Genomic DNA, 18,796 nt, shown 5'->3' with positions numbered 1-18,796 from the left:
TCTAGTCTTATAATCAGTGTAGATCTTACAAAATCATAAGGATCTGCGTCTACCTTTTTTATAAAAACTAGCTCATTAATTCGAATACTGCAATTTGGTTCCCTCTCCTAAAGGAGAGGGTTAGGGTGAGGTGTTAACTTAATTCGAATACTGCAGCTGAATCAATTTGTTGTATTTCCCGTCAGTAATATTCATTAAGGCCTCGTGCGTGCCTTGTTCTACAATTTCGCCTTGTTCCATTACAACAATTTCATCTGCCTTTCTAATGGTCGACAATCGGTGGGCAATTACAATGGATGTTCTCCCTTTCATCAGTTTTTCGAGAGCTTCCTGAACCAGCATTTCCGATTCGGAATCCAGCGAGGAGGTAGCTTCATCCAATATTAAAATTTTAGGATTTTTAAGAATCGCACGGGCAATGGCAATTCTCTGGCGCTGACCACCCGAAAGCTGTGTGCCGCGTTCGCCGACAATGGTTTCAAATTTTTCTGGAAAGCGTTCAATAAATTCCAGGGCATTGGCCTTTTGTGCAGCTTCGTAGATTTCCTGCTCACTGGCATCCGTTTTTCCGTAAGCTATGTTTTCACTGATGCTTCCTCCAAACAGAAAAATATCTTGTGGTACCAATGAAATTTGACTTCGTAGGGCCGATAAGGGAATGTCGTGACTGTCATGCTGATCAAAAAATAAGCTGTTCTTAGGTGGCTTGTGCAGCAACAGAAGGAGTGAGGCCATGGTGCTTTTCCCAGCGCCGCTATGCCCAACCAAAGCAATCATTTTATCGCTTTCTATTTTTAAATTGATATTGTTTAAAACAGCCTGTTCGCTTCTCGAAGGGTAGGCAAAATTTAAATTCTTCAGGCTGATTTCTCCCTGCATTTTATATTTCGGATCAATTTCGTTGATGTCCTGAATGTCTTCAGGTTCTTCATCATAAATCTTAAACAGGTCTTCGGTGGCACCAATAAATTTCTGAATGTTGGTATATACATTGGCCAATCCGCTGATAGTGCCGCCTACAAACACAGAATAAATAACAAAGGAAAATAAATCTCCGGCCTGCATTTCACCCGCCTGCAGTAAACGGGAGCCTTGCCACACCATAGCAGCAATGGCACCAAAAAGTCCGAGAATAATAAAAGAGGAAAATGCTCCTCTGTATTTGCCTCGGGTCATGCCCAAATCGGCCATTTCCAAGGTCTTTTTTTTGTAGCGTGCAATTTCAACATATTCATTGGTAAAAGCTTTCACGCTTTGTATGCCTTGCAGGGTTTCTTCAATAATTGTGTTTGAATCGGCCAGCTTGGTTTGCACATCTTTGGAAAATTTGCGGATAAACCGGCCAAAAAACCTGGCAACAATCATGGTTGGCGGCAGTGTAATCAGCATAAAGGCGGTAAGCTTTATCGAGATAATCCCCAAAAGGGTAATACCGCCTGTTATTACGATAATCTGGCGGATGAATTCAGCCAAAGTGCTGGTCATGGTTTCCTGCAGCAACACCACATCTGCCGATATTCTGCTATTGAGTTCTCCCACTCTTCGCCGTTCAAAAAATTGCAATGGAAGTTTTATTAAATGGCGGTAGGTTGCTTGCCTCAGTGCGGCTAAAGATCTCTCTGTTACGTTCACAAACAATACAATGCGGAAATAGGAGAAGGTGGCTTGAAGAATCAATACACAGACAATTAAAACAGCAGTTTGATTCAAACTTTGCCCCAGTGTAGTAGTATTGCCTGAGTTCACCAAATCGCCTAATAGCTTTGGGAAAGCCAAACTCGCCAAACTGGAACCCAATAAGAAAAAGATCCCTAAAAAATATTGTCCCCGGTATGGTTTAATGTATTTGTAAAGTCTAAAGGCACTTTGTAAACCACTTTTATTTATTTTTCCTTTCGGAACATTCGATGTATCTGTTGCAGTCATTCTTGAATATCACTATTTAAAACAATTCCTAATAATAAGAAAATTAGTCGGAATTATCTTTGTCTGCGACATCTTTTATTGGTTGCCCATGATAAATACTTTTATACTGAATATTTCTTTGGAACAGTGGAGGACAAAAATAGATTATTGGTCGACAAATAATTTTTCGATTTCTTTTGTCACATAGTTCAAATGGCAATTGTCAATGTTAAGCCATCTAATTGAGGCCTCTACGGTGCTGAATGTTTTGTAATGAAGTGGTGATATGTTTTCGTTTAAAGTGAATAGGATTGTTTTTGTCACATGGTCGGGGGTAGAGGTTAATAAAACAAGTCGCATTAGTCCTGTTAGCTTTACGTTTGCTTTCACCCAATTGCCATATTCCAACAACTCATCTTCTGTCAAATTTATATACGCATTTCTAAGATCAACAATAAAACCAAACTTAGGATTAAAATCTTTATCATTAATAATATCACTCTTTAGCTGTTGCATCTTGTTTTTAGTGATATTGTTTTGATGATATTGAATAATTAAACCAAGATCCTTCAAAATAGAGTATCTGTAAACATCTGACATTGTCTGTAAAAATTAAATTAGTATTGTTTTTAGAAAAAAATGAAGAATACGATTTTTATTTGCTTATAACTTGTTTGCACTTTATTTTGAGTTGTATAAAGGCAGGGTAAATTTAAAAATACTCCCTTTTCCTATTTCGCTTTCAGCCCAAATGTCACCCTTGTGTTTTTCCACAAATTCTTTGCAAAGAATCAATCCCAAGCCAGATCCGTTTTCCTTTTCTGTGCCTTTGGTAGTTGTGTTTTCAGAAATATCAAATAGCTTTTTAAGAGTTTCGTTTTTAATCCCGACTCCATTATCCGAAACAGAAATCTCGACATACTTGTGTTTCGGAATTGCAGAAACGGTAATACTTCCTCCTGGGTTTGTGAATTTGATTGCATTGGAAATAAGATTTCGTAAAACAGTTTTCATCATGTTTTCATCGGCATTAACCGCAATCTCATCAGTTTGAATCTGATTTATAGATATGTTTTTAATTTTTGCCGTTGAATTGGAATTTTTTATTGTCTCTTCGATAATGGATGATAAAATATATTTTTTTGGCTTATAAATTATTTGTCGGCTTTGTGATTTGGCCCAATTCAATAAATTGTCAAGTAAAATTAGTGTGCTTTTGGCAGTTGTATTTATCAATTTTAAATACTCTTCCGTTTCTAACTCATTAAAATCTTTTGCGTCTTCAATCAGCAGTTCCGAAAATCCTAAGATACTAGTAAACGGCGTTCTTAAATCGTGCGCGATTATTGAAAAAAGTTTGTCTTTTGTTGCATTTAGTTCCAGTAAATTCTTTTGGTTTTCTTTTAGAGTTTGTTCTGCATTTTTACGTTCTGAGATGTCAAGCATGATGCCAACAATTCCACAAAACTCATTTTTTTCATCGATTATATTGGCCTTATGAAAAATGATATCATGCAAAGTTCCGTCAGCATATTTCACATTGCATTCATAGGTTTGATTTTTCGGACTGTCACGTAATTCGCAATCCGCAAGGTAATATTTGTCAGCAAGTTCCTTTGGAGCAATATCGTAAACACTTGAATTTATAATTTTTGATTTGGGTAAACCCAGATACTCTGCAAAAGCATCATTGCAATTAGTATAGATAAAATCTTTGTTTTTTACGAACAACGGATTAGGAATAGTATTAATCATTTTATCCTGAATTTTTAATTCAAGCTTTAATTTGATTATTTCTTTTTCCAGATCCTGATAGGTAGGGGTGTTGTTGGTCATTTTTTATTTGCTTGAAACTTTTATAAATGTGCAAGATAAATGTTTGTACGGTAAGCCTTGTGCTCTTGTTTGTATTTTGAGTTTTATTGTTGCTTTTAAATTCTCCTTAACCACATTCAATAGTGAAATCCGCAGCTTATTTTCTATAACGACTTTTTCTGGTGTTTGTATTGGGTTTTTCCGAAGAACTCCTTTTTGTGACATTCTTTACTGTAGTATCAGGATCATCGCTTAAGTAGATGGCATCCTCGTTACTGGATGTAATTGCAAGAATCTGTCCATACTTTTCAGGCAGGTTCAATTTTGCAGCATCTTTCCATTCTCCCTTTCCAAATACAGCTACTTTTTCTCCCTGCTCAAGAATTCCTTCTTTGTACCGAAGTGTTTTATTAAAGCCCCAAGAGCCCTCACTTTTATATCCTTTACTGTTTAGATAGTTTTCAAGATTTTCGGTAGCATCGGTAAAAAATCCGGTAGAATAGCTTTGGTCCTGAACGATATAAGATTTAATTCGATCGTCATTTATAAATGCATAGTTAGCATCTTCCTTAATTAAAAATTTGTTCGATATTTCCTCCTCAATAATCGTTTCCCATTTTGAACTTTTGCCTGATGCCACTTTTTGCTCAACATGCACATAGTAATAAGAACATTCACGGTTTGAAAGAGGAGATAGAAGGGGAGCATCAACAAATTCAACAGTTCCTACAATTGTAGCCAGCTCACTATTTTTAAAATCTGCAATTTTCCGAAGTTCCGATTTTTTTAGCTTTCGTTTAATAATGGCTTTTTTACTGAAAAAAACTGCTGATAGTAAAACAGTAATGACAATTGCAAAAATAATAAAGAAGAATACTGGTTCCATTTGTATTGATTTATTTAGGGTTTGGGATTAATGATTTTTTGTTAGTCACTTTTTTTATTTGTTAATTTCTTTACCACAATGAGGACAATTGTGTTTTTTTTCCACCTTATTAATAAATCCGGCACTAATAAGTCCAGCAGGGAATTGGTATATTTTGGTTTTTATCATATCAGCTTGTTATCTTATCGTTCATAATCGGCACTGAAAGTAAAGGTTTTTTATGATAGTTCCAACGGTTAAATGTTTACTCAAACTAAGGCATGAACGAAAACTATTTTGTTGTTTTTTTTCTGTGTTCTCCGTGCTCAATTCTATTTTAATTTCTTCTATGTATTATTTATCAGATTTTTCTACCACAGAAGGCGCAGAGTTGCACAGAGAATAGTAGGTTGATCTGTACTTTCAACTGAATCCTATTTTATTGTCTTTCCGGTGCTTCCTCTCAAGAAGCAAGCAATTTAAATTTGAAATTCATATCAGAACGCATGCAAATCAAGTAAAAGCGAAAAGAGACCATCCCTTGCGGGACAGTCTCTGTATCATTTAAAGCTACCAGATTATTACATGTAAAAGTCATATTTTACGGTCAACTGCTTTAATCGTGACCTTGTGTTTCTGTGCTGTTTTTATCAGTAATAGTTATTCTTGTTTTAGGTAAGCTGTTCGGGTAATTGTTTTGGATGAATTCAATCATTTTTTCCCGGATATAAACTCTTAAATCCCATGCTGTCGGCGAATTTTTGGCACTTACAAGTATTCTTATTTCCAGGGTATTTTCCTTCGAATCGGTTACCTGAAGAACATTTACTTTTTTATCCCACAAATTACTTTTAGTTAACAATTTTGTTAGTTCTTTTCTTAAAGCATCAAATGGAATTGTATAGTCTGTGTACAAAAAAACGGAACCAATAATATCTGCATTATTTCGGGTCCAATTTTGAAATGGTTTCTCTAAAAAATACGTTGATGGCAATACCAAACGTCTTTGATCCCACAGTCGGACTACTACGTAGGTTAAATTGATTTCTTCAATCCATCCCCACTCATTTTCAACAAGAACAGCATCGTCAATTCTGAATGGCTGCGTAACTGCAATTTGAATTCCGGCTAATAGTGTACCAACAACTTTCTGTGCCGAAATACCTATTATAACACCTGCTAATCCTGCCGAGGCAAAAATTCCAATCCCAATTTTCCTGATATTCTCAAAGGAAAGCAATATCAATCCTATGGCAGAAAGTACAATCATAAATACGAGTATTTTTTCCAGAATATTGAATTGTGTATGTAATTTTCTGGATTTAAGATTGTCCTCCTTAGAGATATCAAACCTTTTTAAAAACATTGTTTTAATTCTTTTGATTACTTCAATTATGAGCCATGCAAAAGCGATTATTAACAGATTGTTTTTTTGCTCAATCAGCAGGGAGTCTTCCAATCCTGAAATGTTTAAAATTGAGTCTAATAGAGGCTCAATTGCTAATATTATTAATATGATTAAAATGATTAATGTGAGTTTGAAATATTTTTTCATTTTTTCGTGTTTTTTAATGGAATTTTCCTTTTTGCTTGAAATGTGCAGGTTTTTCGATATGTATTCATTGCGATTAAGCATTGAATTTATGCAATATTTATCATTATATAGTTGTGATAAGGAGTAAACACGTTTTTTTAGGCCTAAAAATAAAAGAGACCATTCCTTGCGGAACAGTCTCAATCATCTATTTTAATCGTTTATTACTTCAATTCTTCCAAAGCCTCTTTAGCTGCATTCAATAGTGGTGCAGCCGATAAATCGTTACCGGTAGCTTCCACCATCCACTGGTTAGGAGTCAAACGTCCTTGTTTAAAGATTCGGTCTATTTCGTTAGGGAAGCTTTTTCCCTTTAAGTGCTGCTCCAACTGGAATTCGATTACATTTCCAAAAGCATAGTTCGATAAATACAACGGACTGTTCAGCATGTGTGAGTATACGGCTAAAATGGTCTGATCTTTTACGCCGTAAACAGGAGCGTAGAACTCATTCCAAACTTCTTTTGCAATTCGAATAGCAGCATCGCGCAATTGTGCCGAATTGGCTTCCGGATTTGCATACAACCATTTCCACATGCGGATATCCAGTACCGAAACACCCATTATTTCGTAAGCACTCCAGAATAAATCAAGCTTTTTTAAAGCATCTTCCTGAGGTGAATCGTTATGAATTCCCAGCAATAACATGTCTCTTTTCTGGAAAATGAAAGCCAAAGCTTCGGTAAATGCGGTGTTCGGAACTCCATTCATTACAAAATTGTCTACATCATAAAGCGATATGGTTTGCTCTACATTGTGCCCAAATTCATGAACTGCAATGTTGTAGCCTTTGTAATCCATGCCCTTTTCACCAATTCGGGTACGCAGGTGAGCCTTTTGACCTTTGGCAGCACCGCCCCAGGCGTGTCCCGAGCCTCTTGCCGGATCAACCGCAATATGATCACCCAACCATTGTGCTCTTTCCTTATCGTAACCCAGTTTTACCAATAGATTTGGTAAATCTGCTTCCAAAGCAACCGCGTTAGGGTACAATTTACGGGTCTGGGCATCCAGTTTCGACTCATCCATTCCGCTGCGGGCTTTAAAACCATCGTACCAAATGTCGAAAGGCTCCAAATCACGACCTAATCTTTGCTTAATTAGTTCACCAACTTTTTTAGTTTCCTCGGAGCGCATAAAATCCGTAAAGATTTTTTCAGTTGCTTCCGCAGATATTTCTTTGGCACCATCATATTGTCTTTTGATGAAGGTATTCTGATCCGGATAGTAAGAATCGATTGCCTTATTGGCATGGAAATTATTCAGAATTTGCTGATATCTTTCATTTGGTTCAGGAGCAGCTTCAATTGTTTTTCCATCCTGATAAACCAGATTGGTATACGGATCCCATTCCAAATTCCCATTGTTAATCACCTTTTCAGGGATTTCCTGAGAGATAATGCGCTGCATCACCTGATAAATCATCTTCTGCTTTTCTAAACCATCCTTTTTGTTGGCATAGTTGGCTTTAAGCTCATCACGCAGGTTCCAGTGCGACAAAAGAACTTTGTCTTCAGGGAAGAAACGATTTCCTTCAGCATCAGTTAAATGACCTACATAAATGTTGTAATCCATAATGTAAACATCCGATTCGGCAGCAACCTTACCTGCTTCCTGTAAAAGTTCTGCAGGAACTCGGGCTGTAAAATAATCACCCAAACGGGCATAAGCCCATTGCTGACGAGTCCACTTCTTAGCATTTGCTTCTTTTTCGTCCAAACTAAAGGGCGGAAAATTCAAGGCAATAATAAAAGCAATTTTATTTTGGTAGAAATCATTCATCCAGTGCGAATCTACGCTGTAAGCACCAAATGCATTATCAATAGCATGTTGTTCGAAGGTGTTCAAGTGCACCGGTTCCAGTAACTCAAGAGTAATTTTGTTGAAATTACCGGTGATGATCTCAATGTTTCTTGAAATCTTTTGAAAAACAAGTTCTCTTTCCTCCTGATCGGAGATATAGTTTTCTTTACAGAAGGTTTTAAAATCTTCTTCTGAGCCATCACTGTCGCGCCAAAGGTTGGCGGCATGTTTTACGCCTTTTTCCATAAGGGATTTGTTTGTGCCTGCATTTGAATTTCCAAGCTCATCAGTTACCTGAGCTATGGTTTTGGCCGAAATAGCAGAGACATCTGCCTTTTTATCCATTTTTACTTGATTTCCGCAGGAGGACAGCAGTAATGCTGCAGAAAACAGAATGATCATCTTTTTCATTTGATTAGGGTTGTTATTTGTTTGACTATGTATCGCTAAAAATACGAATTCAAGCTCATTCAAACAATGAGCTTTTTCATGCTTTATAGTTGCGTAGAGGGACCGAAAACAGAAAAAATGAAATGCAATTTGTGCTGTAAATAAATCATTGAAACACAACATTTATAATTCACTCTTTTACCCAAACTTCATTTACTATTTTAAAAAAAATGTACTTTCGTTTTACAGATTGAATAACATGTGCTATTTTTGCGCAAAATATTATATACATAAATTATGGGAAGAGCATTTGAATTTAGGAAAGCGCGAAAGTTTAAGCGTTGGGATAAGATGGCCAAAGCCTTTACACGAATAGGAAAAGATATCGTGATGGCAATAAAAGAAGGTGGCCCTGATCCGGCAACGAATTCTCGTTTGCGTGCAGTTATTCAAAATGCGAAGGCAGTAAACATGCCTAAGGATAATGTTGAAAGAGCAATTAAAAAAGCAACTTCTAAAGATCAGAAGGACTATAAGGAAATTATTTACGAAGGATATGCTCCGCATGGTATTGCTGTTTTAGTTGAAACTGCAACCGATAACCACACCAGAACGGTAGCAGATGTTCGTTCTTATTTTTCAAAATGCAAAGGTAGTTTAGGTACTGCCGGTAGTGTTGAATTCATGTTTGAACACAAATGTCATTTTCAGATTGAAAACAAAGGTCAGGATATTGAAGAGTTGGAGTTCGAATTAATCGACATAGGAGTTGAAGAGGTATTTGCAGAAGACGAAGGAATTATGCTTTACGGTAATTTCCCTGATTTTGGAAAAATACAAGCTTACCTGGAAGAAAACGAAATTGAGGTAATTTCATCAGGTTTCGAAAGAATTCCAATGGATACTAAAGAATTAACGGAGGAACAAGTTGCTGATGTTGAAAAATTGCTGGAGAAACTCGAAGACAATGACGATGTTCAGAATGTTTACCACAATATGGCATAAGAAAATCGTCGTTTAATTTATAATTTCATGATATAGAGCCTGATTCGTTTAACGGATCAGGCTTTTTTATTATACTAAGGTGTAGAAAAAGAATTAAGGGTCTTTTTTTGACTTTTTTTATTTTCTTAAAGCCTTGTAAATGTTGGGGGTGTGAGCTAAAGTCGTGTCAGTCAGAAATCTTACCTTTTGAAAGTTAAGAGTTTTTATTATATTTAGATATGTAGATGAAAAAACATCTAATAACACACCTATGAAACCTTCATCTTTGAATAATTGTGAATTCTATTTTAAAATTCAAAGCATGATAAGTTCCATGTGGCAACTATAATTGAATTATATACACATGCACTTTAATTATTTAAAATTTGAAAAAAGAGACAAAATAGGAATTTTGACTCTTAACCGTCCTGAAGCCTTGAACGCCTTAAATGAGGGTGTTTTTAAAGAGCTGGACTGTTTTTTTAACAGCAAAGAAATTATCCAAAGCATTAGAGTATTAGTAATTACGGGAGAGGGCAAAGCCTTTGTTGCCGGTGCTGATATTAAAGCCATGCAGGAATATTCTCCGCAGGCAGCCTATGATTTTTCTGAAATAGGAAAACAGGTTTTTGATCAGATTGCTAATTTGGAGATACCGGTTATTGCTGCAATTAATGGTTTTGCCCTTGGGGGAGGGTTGGAATTGGCACTATCATGTGATATACGTGTAGCCAGTGAGAAAGCCAGGTTGGGTTTGCCTGAAGTGAATTTGGGTCTGATACCCGGATTTAACGGTACACAAAGATTGCCGCGTTTGGTTGGAGCCGGAAATGCCATGTATCTTATGATGCTTGGAGAAGGCATAACAGCTGAAGAAGCCTATCAATTGGGAGTGGTTCAGAAATTGGCGCCACCCGAAACACTTCTCGAAGTGAGTTTGGATTTGGCCGGAAAAATAGCCTCTAAAGGTTCCAATGCCGTGCGGTTAATTAAAGAAATGGTTCGCGAAGGTTTGGAGTTGTCGGGCAAAGATGCAGGCAAAATGGAATCCAAAGAATTTGGCCGTCTTTTTAAGGAGGATCAGACCGAAAGGGAAGAAGGCATAAGCGCCTTTTTAGAGAAGCGAAAACCAAACTGGTAACAATCAAAAATTGTAGGGAGGTTTATTGTTCTTGGAACAATAAGCAGGAAGTGCAGATGGGTTTTTGATTTAGCTCAAATGGGAAACATGTATCACATCAAATAATCGTAAAATCAAAATTTAAACAATAAACAATATGGATTTGATCCGAAAAATGGAAAATGTTAGTGTATTGGGTGCCGCAGGAAAAATGGGAAGCGGTATTCTTGTTTTATTATCTTTTGAAATGGCCAAATTAAAAATTGGCCAAAAAGAAGATAAGGACTTTGTCTTAAACGCTGTTGATGTATCACAATCAGCTTTAAACAGCTTATTGGGTTACGTAAAATCACAATTGGTAAAGCACGCAGAAAAAAATATAGTTGAATTACGAACCTGGTACGAGGATCGTGAGGATTTGATTGATAATGATGAGATTATCAGTCAGTTTGTATATGATGTGATGGAGATGATACAAACATCAACCCGTATAGAAACTGCTTATGACTCTCAATTGATATTTGAAGCCATAAAAGAGGATAAAGCTCTAAAAGTAAAATTGTTTTCTCAAATCAAAAAAAATAATCCTGATGCTTGGTTTTTAACCAATACTTCATCCATTCCAATTGGTGAAATCGAAAAGGAAGCTGGATTGAAAGGTGATATCATTGGTTATCATTTTTACAATCCTCCGGTAATTCAAAAATTGCTGGAGATCATTAAAACGGATCATACGAATGATGATTTAGCTGCCTTTTCGGTGAATTTAGCCAAATCGATGCGCAAAATTGTCGTTCAGTCAAGAGATGTTGCCGGTTTTATAGGAAATGGTCACTTTATGCGTGATGCTTTGTATGCGCTTAAATTGGCAGAAGAATTAGCAAAAACAGAAGGATGGGCAAAGGCCTTTTTCTTAATTGATACCATAAGCCGGGATTTGCTGGTGCGGCCAATGGGAATTTTCCAATTGCTGGATTATGTGGGAATTGATGTTACCCGATTTATTTTGGAGAGTATGCAGCCCTCATTTCCGAATGAAAAATTATCACATGCAGCCTTGAATCAATTGTTTGATAACGAAGTGAAAGGTGGTCAGTTCGCTGATGGTTCTCAAAAGAACGGTATTTTCAAATATCAGAAAGGTAGAATTACAGAAGTTTATGATTTGGAAAACGCGAAGTACGTTCCAACTGAGAATATTGAAATGGATTGTGCTGCCTTACTGGGAGAACTGCCAACGCTTAAAATCTATTGGAAATCTGTTGTTCGTGATGTGAAGAAAGCCGATCATTTAAAGAAGTTTTTTAATGAACTGCATCAAATAGATAGTGTTGGCGCGAATTTGGCGATTGCGTACGGTAAAAATTCCAAAGCAATTGGTCTGATGCTTGTTGATACAAAAGTTGCGGAATCAAAAGCCGATGTAAACACTGTTTTGCAAACAGGTTTCTTCCATGCCTACGGACCTATTAACGATTATTTTTAAACTGGATTATAAATGTTAGAAGTGAGATTCATAAAACAGATCTCGCTTTTAACACTGAATTAATGTTTGATTTACTGGATTGCCGAAATTTTATTTGTAACCGATACTAGATGATTATCTGATGTTCTGAAATTTTTCTCACTCACATCTCATATCTGTTATCTCATATTTATAAAGAATGAACGTTTTACGCAAAAAAATATACATGCTGGCCGGTTACAATACCATTTCGATGGGAACCGGCAGAAATGAATTTCATCCCAAGAAGCCTCGTCCTGGTCTGGAACACTATATTCAGGAAGCCGGTCAGGCAACTTTAAAAATGATTGGCGGTGCTAAAAATGTTGATGAAGGAGTAATCGGGAATTTTATGGCTTCGCGCTTTAATAAGCAAGCCAATTTGCCTGCTTTTTTGCCAATGATTGATGCGGGATTGAAGTACAAACCATCCGTTAGCGTGGAAGGTGCTTGTGCATCAGGCGGTTTAGCGCTGACTACAGGAATGAAATCGATTCTTGCAGAAACGGCTGATGTGGTGCTTGCTCTTGGTTTTGAAGTTCAGAATAGCATGAAAGCCATGTATGGAGCGGATGTTCTGGCTGGTGCCGGATGGCAAAAAACACGTAAAGAGGGACATGCATACTTTTTTCCGGGTGTGTTTAGTGACCGGGCAGGTGCTTACTACGAGAAATTTGGCAGGGAAATTACCCGCAAAGCCATGGCGAAGTGGTATTGCAATGCTATTGAAAATGCACGTTTGTGCAAAACAGCACAGGAATTTCATAATACAAATATGGATTTGGAAGGGACAGCAAACACTCCTGTAAATCCAAGAGCATTTGTGGATCATTTAAATGTTTTTGATTGCTCTAAAGTTTCCGACGGAGCTTCGGCGATCGCAATAGTGTCAGAGGAAGGATTAAAAAGAATTGGATTAAATGCAAAAGATGCAGTTGAAATTGTTGGTTTCGCTCATGTTGCAGCAGATATCACTCAAAAACCAGAGGTAATGACCGGTTTAACGACCATGAAGGTGGCCGTAGAAAAAGCGATGCGAATGGCTGGGATTACTATTGATCAGTTAGGAACTGTGGAAGTTCATGATTGTTTCTCTATTGCCGGAATAATGGCTATTGAGGCTATTGGTTTAGCCGAAGAAGGAAAAGGTCCTGAATTTGTTTTGGAGGGTCACACCTCCAGATGCGGGAAAATACCAGTAAACACAACGGGTGGTTTAATTGGTTGGGGGCATCCAACCGGAGCTACCGGAGTTCATCAGGCTGTAACTATTTGGGAGCAATTAACAGGGAATGCCGGAGAGGCACAAATTGAAATCATCAAGGAAAGACCCTATGCAATGTCTGTGAATATGGGGGGAGATGATAAGTCTTTAGTTGCTGTTGTTTACAAACGGGGGGAATAAATGGATGTATTACTGAATAATTAAATTGTTACATCATGTAAATCAGCTAAAAACTAATTACTATCAGCTAATAGCTTTTAATATCACACCTAAAAATTAAAACTATGAATTTTGAATTTACCGAAGAGCAGTTAATGATACGGGATGCTGCACGGGATTTTGCACAACGCGAGCTGTTACCCGGAGTAATTGAACGAGATGAGAAATCAGAGTATCCAACTGAGCAGGTGAAACGTTTGGCGGATTTAGGTTTTCTGGGAATGCTTGTTGGATTGGAATACGATGGTGGTGGAATGGATACCATATCCTATGTTTTGGCAATGGAAGAAATTTCAAAGGTCGATTCCTCGGTTTCTGTAATCATGTCGGTAAACAATTCATTGGTTTGTTGGGGGGTTGAAAAGTATGGTACAGAAGAACAAAAACAGAAATTCTTAAAACCAATGGCCCGGGGTGAGAAAATAGGAGCCTTCCTGTTATCGGAACCTGAAGCAGGCTCTGATGCAACTTCACAAAGAACTACTGCTGTTGATATGGGAGACCATTATCTGGTAAATGGTACAAAAAATTGGATTACAAACGGCAAAACGGCTTCTACTTACATTGTAATGGCTCAAACCCATCCCGAATTAAAACACAAGGGAATTAATGCTTTGCTTGTCGACTCCAAATCGGAAGGGATTACTGTTGGACCACATGAAAATAAAATGGGAATGCGGGCATCAGATACCTGTTCCGTAATGTTCAATAATGTTAAAGTCCCAAAGGAAAATCGTTTGGGTGAAGAAGGCTTTGGATTTAAACTGGCTATGCAATCGCTGGAAGGCGGTAGAATAGGGATTGCTTCTCAGGCTCTTGGAATTGCTTCCGGAGCCTACGAGCTGGCATTAAAATATGCTCAGGAAAGAAAAGCTTTCGGGAAAGAGATTATTCATCATCAGGCAATCGCATTTAAATTAGCCGATATGGCCGTTGAGATTGAGGCTGCGCGCTTTTTCTGTTTAAAAGCAGCCTGGTTAAAAGATCAGGGCAAACCGTACGGACAGGCAAGTGCCATGGCTAAATTATATGCTGCCGAAACTGCAATGAAGGTAACCACTGAGGCAGTTCAGATTCACGGAGGATACGGATATGTAAAGGAATATCATGTAGAACGCTTAATGCGTGATGCAAAATTAACTCAGATTTACGAAGGTACTTCTGAGATTCAAAAGATTGTAATTTCAAGAGGATTAATGGATTAATAGAATGCTTGCAATACATTCTTACTTGTTGTAAAATGTTCTTAGTAAGTTTCTTGACGTATTTTTAATGAATAGATAGTTTAAGTTGATTGTTAATATAAACTGCTGTAGCCGGAATTAGTTTTTACACTACTATTTCGGTACCGGATACAAAAAATAAATGCATATGAAGATACTGGTCTGTATAAGTAACGTTCCTGATACCACAACTAAAGTGAAATTCAAGGAAGATAATACTCTGTTTGATGACTCAGGTGTTCAGTGGATCATTAATCCATGGGATGAGCTGGCATTAACCCGGGCTTTGGAATTGAAAGAGGATGCCGGCAATTCGGTAGATGAGGTTTGTGTGATTCATGTCGGCGGTGCGCAAACTGATGCAACCTTACGAAAAGCACTTGCTATTGGTGCTGATAAGGCGTTTCGTATTGATGCCTGTGCAGCAGATGCATACTATGTGGCCGGACAAATTGCATCATATCTAAAGGAGAATCCATTCGATATTGTTTTTAGTGGAATAGAATCAAGCGATTACAATGGATCATCAGTAGGTGCAATGATTGCAGAGTTTATGGATTATTCTGGAGTTTCGTCTGTAACCAGTGTAAATCTTGATGGTGATGATGTTATTCTTTATCGGGCTATTCCAGGAGGAAAGCAAAAAATAAAGACCGGAGTACCATTGGTTGCTGTAGTTCAGAAAGGAATTGCAAAGGAACCAAGGATTCCTGCTATGCGTGGAATAATGATGGCACGTAAGAAACCTTTGGAGGTGATAGCGGCAACAGAGATGGAAATGCTGACTAAATCGATAAAATTTGAATTGCCAAAAGCCAAAGGAGCTTGTAAAATGATTGATCTAGAGAATGTTGAAGAGTTGGTTAAGCTGTTGAAAAACGAAGCTAAGGTATTGTAAGTGATATAATTATAATAATTAATAAATGTTGATGGATTTTGATTGTGAATTTAGTTTCATTTCTAAGATCTATTATCTCATATCTAAAAGAAAAGCTTATGTCAGTAATTGCATTTGCCAAAAATTGGAACGGGAAATTTAAGAATTCCACCTATGAATTGGTATCCTATACGAAAAACTTAGCCAGCCAATTAAATACACAGCTTATTGTTGTTTCTATTGGCGAGGTAAAGGAGGAAGAATTAAAAAGTTTGGGGAAATATGGTGCGGAGAGAATTATTTCCGTGAATGATTCTCAAATGAATACGTTAACAAGCCGTGTTTATGCTCAGGTAATTTCTGAATTAGCAGAAAAAGAAGGCGCAGACACAATTGTTATGAGCGATAATGAGAGTGGTAAAGCCATAGCTCCAAGAATTTCAGTTAAAATGAAAGCAGGAATGGCATCTGCCGTTTTGGAACTTCCGATATCGATGAATCCGTTTGTAGTTAAAAAAGGTGCTTTTTCAGGAAAAGCCTTAGAATATGTTCAAATTGATTCACCCGTAAAAGTGATAACCATTGCTAAAAATTGTTTTGGTTTTATCGAAGATCAGGTTGATGTATCGATTGAAGAATTTTCGTCGCATTTGGATGCTGCTCTTTTTAAAATTCAGGTTCTGGAGGAAGAAAAGCAGACAAATAAAGTGAACCTTGCTGATGCAGATATTGTTGTTTCGGCTGGTAGAGGGATGAGAAGTCCCGATAATTGGGGTGTTGTGGAAGAGCTTGCAGACGTGTTGGGAGCAGCAACGGCTTGTTCACGTCCGGTTTCGGATGAAGGATGGCGCGGACATGAGGAGCATGTTGGACAAACAGGGAAAGTAATAGCACCGAATTTATACTTCGCAGCAGGTATTTCCGGCGCAATACAGCACGTTGCAGGTATCAGCAGGAGCAAATGTATTGTTGCCATTAACACAGATCCGGAAGCACCTATTTTTGGTGTTGCTGATTATGGGATCATTGGTGATGTTATGGAAGTATTGCCAAAATTGACAGAAGCAGTTCGAAATTCAAAATAATAATAAGCCTGTGAAAGAGTGCTAAGTGTTTGTTACTAATTATATTAATTATTGAATCATGATAAAACAAATCCTCTTCATCATCACATTATTGATCACATTTGGCGTGTTTGCCTATTCAGTAACGCGTTTGTGGGGATTCTTTCGCTTGACAAAGCCAGCTTATCCAATTAAAAATATTGGAGCGAGAATTTCCCATACTTTGAATGTGGCATTTGGGCAAGCCAAAATATTTCGGAAGCCTGTCATTGGTTTGATGCACGCATTGGTGTTTTGGGGTTTTTTAGTGATCACTCTTGGCAGTATCGAGATGGTTGTGGATGGCGTTAGCGGATTGGACAGGGCTTTTGCCTTTACAGGATGGTTTTATGATGTGGTGATAGCTTCCGGAGATGTATTTGCCTTGTTGATTATCATTTTTATCAAGCTTTTCAGCATTCGCAGAATGTTTTTAAAGGTGAAACGCTTTTCTGGAGTGGAAATGACTTCCAAAGCCAATTGGGATGCTCAATTGTCCTTATTCTTTATTGGATTTTTAATGGTTTCCCTGATTTGTTTCAATATGGGATACATTAGCAATCATCCAAATGGATATGAAGGCGTTTATCCTGTTTCTGCCACTTTGGTGAATTTATTCGGCTGGGATTTTAGCTGGCTTCAAGAGCCGGGATGGTGGGTGCACATTTTATTGATATTCACATTTGCTAATTATCTGCCTTATTCGAAGCATTTTCATGTTTTTCTATCTATCCCTAATGTGTTTCTGGCGAATTTGGAACCAATTACAAAATATCCAAATTTAGAAAGTATAACCCGTGAAGTGAAGCTAATGCTTGATCCGGAAACTGCCTATGACGAAAATGCAGAAGTAGCCCGTTTTGGAGTTAAAGACGTTGAAGATGTGAGCTGGAAGAATTACATGGATTCCTTATCCTGCACACAGTGTGGCCGATGTACGGATGTCTGTCCTGCTAATATAACAGGAAAGCTTTTGTCTCCAAGGAAAATATTTGTTGATCTGCGAAAGCGAATGGATGAGAAAGGACCCTTGGCAATTGCAGGCAAGGAAGATAATAAATCACTCTTGCGCGATTACATTTCCGAAGAAGAGATTTGGGCTTGTACAACCTGCAATGCCTGCGCTCAGGAATGTCCGATAGATATTAGTCATCCTAATTTAATTATGGATATGAGAAGGTATTTGGTGATGGAGGAATCCGCAGCGCCAGCTGGATTAAATGTCATGTTTGCAAACATTGAGAACAATGGTGCACCCTGGCAATTCTCTCCCGAGGATAGAATGAAATGGACTGAATAATTATTTTAACTAGTTGTTGTGAAGTTGATTGATGTATTTTAAGATAAGTTGTACTTTAATTACTGTTTTGAAATGACAATAGAAACAAAAATAGATGTGCCTGTAATGGCGGATGTAACAGCGAAAGGTGAAAAGCCTGAATATTTGTATTGGGTTGGTTGTGCCGGAGCTTTCGATGACAGATATCAGAAAGTTGCACGGGCATTTGCAAAAATATTGAATCATCTTGGTGTAAGTTATGCTGTTTTAGGGAAAGAGGAAAGTTGTACTGGCGATGCTGCTAAGCGTGCCGGGAACGAAATGCTTTTTCAGATGCAAGCCATGCAAAATATTGAAATTCTTAATGGATACGAGGTGAAGAAGATCATCTGTACTTGTCCGCACTGCTACAATACATTGAAAAATGAATATCCTGACTTGGGTGGAAACTACGAGGTGATCAATTACGCGGTGTTTTTAGATGAGATGATTCGAACAGGGAAACTGAAACTGGAGAACAATCCATTTAAAGGCGAAACCATCACTTATCACGATCCATGTTATCTGGGAAGAGGAAATGGAATATATGATGCACCGAGAAATGTTGTGAAAGCAGTTTTTGGGGAAGTGAAAGAGATGAAACGGGCGAGAAGCTACGGTCTGTGCTGTGGCGCAGGAGGTGCTCAAATGTTTAAGGAAGCTGAAAAAGGAGATAAGGAAGTCAATATTGAGCGTACCGAGGAGATTATCGAGCGGAAAGTAGATAAAGTTGCATCAGCTTGTCCGTTTTGCATGACTATGTTGACGGATGGAATTAAATTAAAGAACAAAGAAGCGGAATTGCAAAATTTAGACATAGCAGAAATTATTGAGAAAGCCTTGAACTTATAG

Annotated in this window: 15 protein-coding genes; 9 read left to right on the top strand and 6 right to left on the bottom strand. The window is 37.7% G+C overall.

The features are described from left to right. Window positions 1–138: 138 nt before the first annotated feature. From QUH73_RS19090 to QUH73_RS19065, 6 genes are all read right to left on the bottom strand, one after another. A complete protein-coding gene (locus QUH73_RS19090; protein WP_289532040.1) occupies window positions 139–1,926 on the bottom strand; it encodes an ABC transporter ATP-binding protein in 1,788 nt (595 codons plus the stop codon). A 144-nt stretch (window positions 1,927–2,070) separates the two neighbouring features. After that, entirely contained in the window at window positions 2,071–2,505 is a 435-nt protein-coding gene (locus QUH73_RS19085) for a hypothetical protein (protein ID WP_289532039.1), read from the bottom strand. 81 nt (window positions 2,506–2,586) lie between these two features. After that, complete coding sequence (locus QUH73_RS19080; RefSeq protein ID WP_289532038.1) at window positions 2,587–3,741, bottom strand: PAS domain-containing sensor histidine kinase; 1,155 nt, start codon at window positions 3,739–3,741, stop codon at window positions 2,587–2,589. Window positions 3,742–3,877: 136 nt separating this feature from the next. Then, the gene (locus tag QUH73_RS19075; RefSeq protein WP_289532037.1) at window positions 3,878–4,606 is read right to left on the bottom strand and encodes a hypothetical protein; all 729 of its coding nucleotides are present in this window, start codon (window positions 4,604–4,606) and stop codon (window positions 3,878–3,880) included. 595 nt (window positions 4,607–5,201) lie between these two features. Further along, complete coding sequence (locus QUH73_RS19070) at window positions 5,202–6,140, bottom strand: mechanosensitive ion channel family protein (protein ID WP_289532036.1); 939 nt, start codon at window positions 6,138–6,140, stop codon at window positions 5,202–5,204. 203 nt (window positions 6,141–6,343) lie between these two features. Continuing rightward, a complete protein-coding gene (locus tag QUH73_RS19065) occupies window positions 6,344–8,392 on the bottom strand; it encodes a hypothetical protein (RefSeq protein ID WP_289532035.1) in 2,049 nt (682 codons plus the stop codon). 276 nt (window positions 8,393–8,668) lie between these two features. Here QUH73_RS19065 and QUH73_RS19060 point away from each other — a divergent pair, with 276 nt between their 5' ends. The 9 genes from QUH73_RS19060 to QUH73_RS19020 all read left to right on the top strand — a co-directional run bounded on the left by QUH73_RS19060 (window position 8,669) and on the right by QUH73_RS19020 (window position 18,796). After that, window positions 8,669–9,376 (top strand): YebC/PmpR family DNA-binding transcriptional regulator, encoded by a 708-nt coding sequence (locus QUH73_RS19060; RefSeq protein WP_289532034.1) that lies wholly within the window; start codon window positions 8,669–8,671, stop codon window positions 9,374–9,376. A 343-nt stretch (window positions 9,377–9,719) separates the two neighbouring features. Continuing rightward, on the top strand, window positions 9,720–10,496 hold the full coding sequence (locus QUH73_RS19055) for an enoyl-CoA hydratase/isomerase family protein (protein WP_289532033.1): 777 nt from the start codon (window positions 9,720–9,722) through the stop codon (window positions 10,494–10,496). Between the two features lie 136 nt (window positions 10,497–10,632). Next, window positions 10,633–11,961, top strand: coding sequence for a 3-hydroxyacyl-CoA dehydrogenase family protein (locus QUH73_RS19050; protein WP_289532032.1), 1,329 nt, complete (start codon window positions 10,633–10,635; stop codon window positions 11,959–11,961). A gap of 178 nt (window positions 11,962–12,139) precedes the next feature. Then, the gene (locus QUH73_RS19045; protein WP_289532031.1) at window positions 12,140–13,384 is read left to right on the top strand and encodes a thiolase C-terminal domain-containing protein; all 1,245 of its coding nucleotides are present in this window, start codon (window positions 12,140–12,142) and stop codon (window positions 13,382–13,384) included. A 104-nt stretch (window positions 13,385–13,488) separates the two neighbouring features. Further along, window positions 13,489–14,628 (top strand): acyl-CoA dehydrogenase, encoded by a 1,140-nt coding sequence (locus tag QUH73_RS19040; protein WP_289532030.1) that lies wholly within the window; start codon window positions 13,489–13,491, stop codon window positions 14,626–14,628. Between the two features lie 166 nt (window positions 14,629–14,794). Next, the gene (locus QUH73_RS19035) at window positions 14,795–15,544 is read left to right on the top strand and encodes an electron transfer flavoprotein subunit beta/FixA family protein (RefSeq protein WP_289532029.1); all 750 of its coding nucleotides are present in this window, start codon (window positions 14,795–14,797) and stop codon (window positions 15,542–15,544) included. A 98-nt stretch (window positions 15,545–15,642) separates the two neighbouring features. Next, entirely contained in the window at window positions 15,643–16,608 is a 966-nt protein-coding gene (locus tag QUH73_RS19030; RefSeq protein ID WP_289532028.1) for an electron transfer flavoprotein subunit alpha/FixB family protein, read from the top strand. 58 nt (window positions 16,609–16,666) lie between these two features. Then, window positions 16,667–17,926 carry a 4Fe-4S dicluster domain-containing protein gene (locus tag QUH73_RS19025; protein WP_289532027.1) on the top strand — a complete coding sequence of 420 codons (1,260 nt, stop codon included), beginning with the start codon at window positions 16,667–16,669 and terminating at the stop codon, window positions 17,924–17,926. A 72-nt stretch (window positions 17,927–17,998) separates the two neighbouring features. Beyond that, entirely contained in the window at window positions 17,999–18,796 is a 798-nt protein-coding gene (locus QUH73_RS19020) for a (Fe-S)-binding protein (RefSeq protein ID WP_289532026.1), read from the top strand.

The sequence above is a fragment of the Labilibaculum sp. K2S genome, from assembly GCF_030372765.1.
Taxonomy (GTDB): domain Bacteria; phylum Bacteroidota; class Bacteroidia; order Bacteroidales; family Marinifilaceae; genus Labilibaculum.
Note: the sequence above shows the minus strand (reverse complement) of the source record. Positions and strands in the feature narration are given on the sequence as shown.

What these genes read in the sequence shown, in the direction of transcription:
- QUH73_RS19080 (WP_289532038.1), bottom strand. Translation starts at nt 3,741, where the DNA reads ATGACCAACAACACCCCTACCTATCAGGATCTGGAAAAAGAAATAATC.
- QUH73_RS19040 (WP_289532030.1), top strand. Translation starts at nt 13,489, where the DNA reads ATGAATTTTGAATTTACCGAAGAGCAGTTAATGATACGGGATGCTGCA.
- QUH73_RS19070 (WP_289532036.1), bottom strand. Translation starts at nt 6,140, where the DNA reads ATGAAAAAATATTTCAAACTCACATTAATCATTTTAATCATATTAATA.
- QUH73_RS19075 (WP_289532037.1), bottom strand. Translation starts at nt 4,606, where the DNA reads ATGGAACCAGTATTCTTCTTTATTATTTTTGCAATTGTCATTACTGTT.
- QUH73_RS19060 (WP_289532034.1), top strand. Translation starts at nt 8,669, where the DNA reads ATGGGAAGAGCATTTGAATTTAGGAAAGCGCGAAAGTTTAAGCGTTGG.
- QUH73_RS19030 (WP_289532028.1), top strand. Translation starts at nt 15,643, where the DNA reads ATGTCAGTAATTGCATTTGCCAAAAATTGGAACGGGAAATTTAAGAAT.
- QUH73_RS19020 (WP_289532026.1), top strand. Translation starts at nt 17,999, where the DNA reads ATGACAATAGAAACAAAAATAGATGTGCCTGTAATGGCGGATGTAACA.
- QUH73_RS19085 (WP_289532039.1), bottom strand. Translation starts at nt 2,505, where the DNA reads ATGTCAGATGTTTACAGATACTCTATTTTGAAGGATCTTGGTTTAATT.
- QUH73_RS19035 (WP_289532029.1), top strand. Translation starts at nt 14,795, where the DNA reads ATGAAGATACTGGTCTGTATAAGTAACGTTCCTGATACCACAACTAAA.
- QUH73_RS19065 (WP_289532035.1), bottom strand. Translation starts at nt 8,392, where the DNA reads ATGAAAAAGATGATCATTCTGTTTTCTGCAGCATTACTGCTGTCCTCC.
- QUH73_RS19090 (WP_289532040.1), bottom strand. Translation starts at nt 1,926, where the DNA reads ATGACTGCAACAGATACATCGAATGTTCCGAAAGGAAAAATAAATAAA.
- QUH73_RS19045 (WP_289532031.1), top strand. Translation starts at nt 12,140, where the DNA reads ATGAACGTTTTACGCAAAAAAATATACATGCTGGCCGGTTACAATACC.
- QUH73_RS19055 (WP_289532033.1), top strand. Translation starts at nt 9,720, where the DNA reads ATGCACTTTAATTATTTAAAATTTGAAAAAAGAGACAAAATAGGAATT.
- QUH73_RS19050 (WP_289532032.1), top strand. Translation starts at nt 10,633, where the DNA reads ATGGATTTGATCCGAAAAATGGAAAATGTTAGTGTATTGGGTGCCGCA.
- QUH73_RS19025 (WP_289532027.1), top strand. Translation starts at nt 16,667, where the DNA reads ATGATAAAACAAATCCTCTTCATCATCACATTATTGATCACATTTGGC.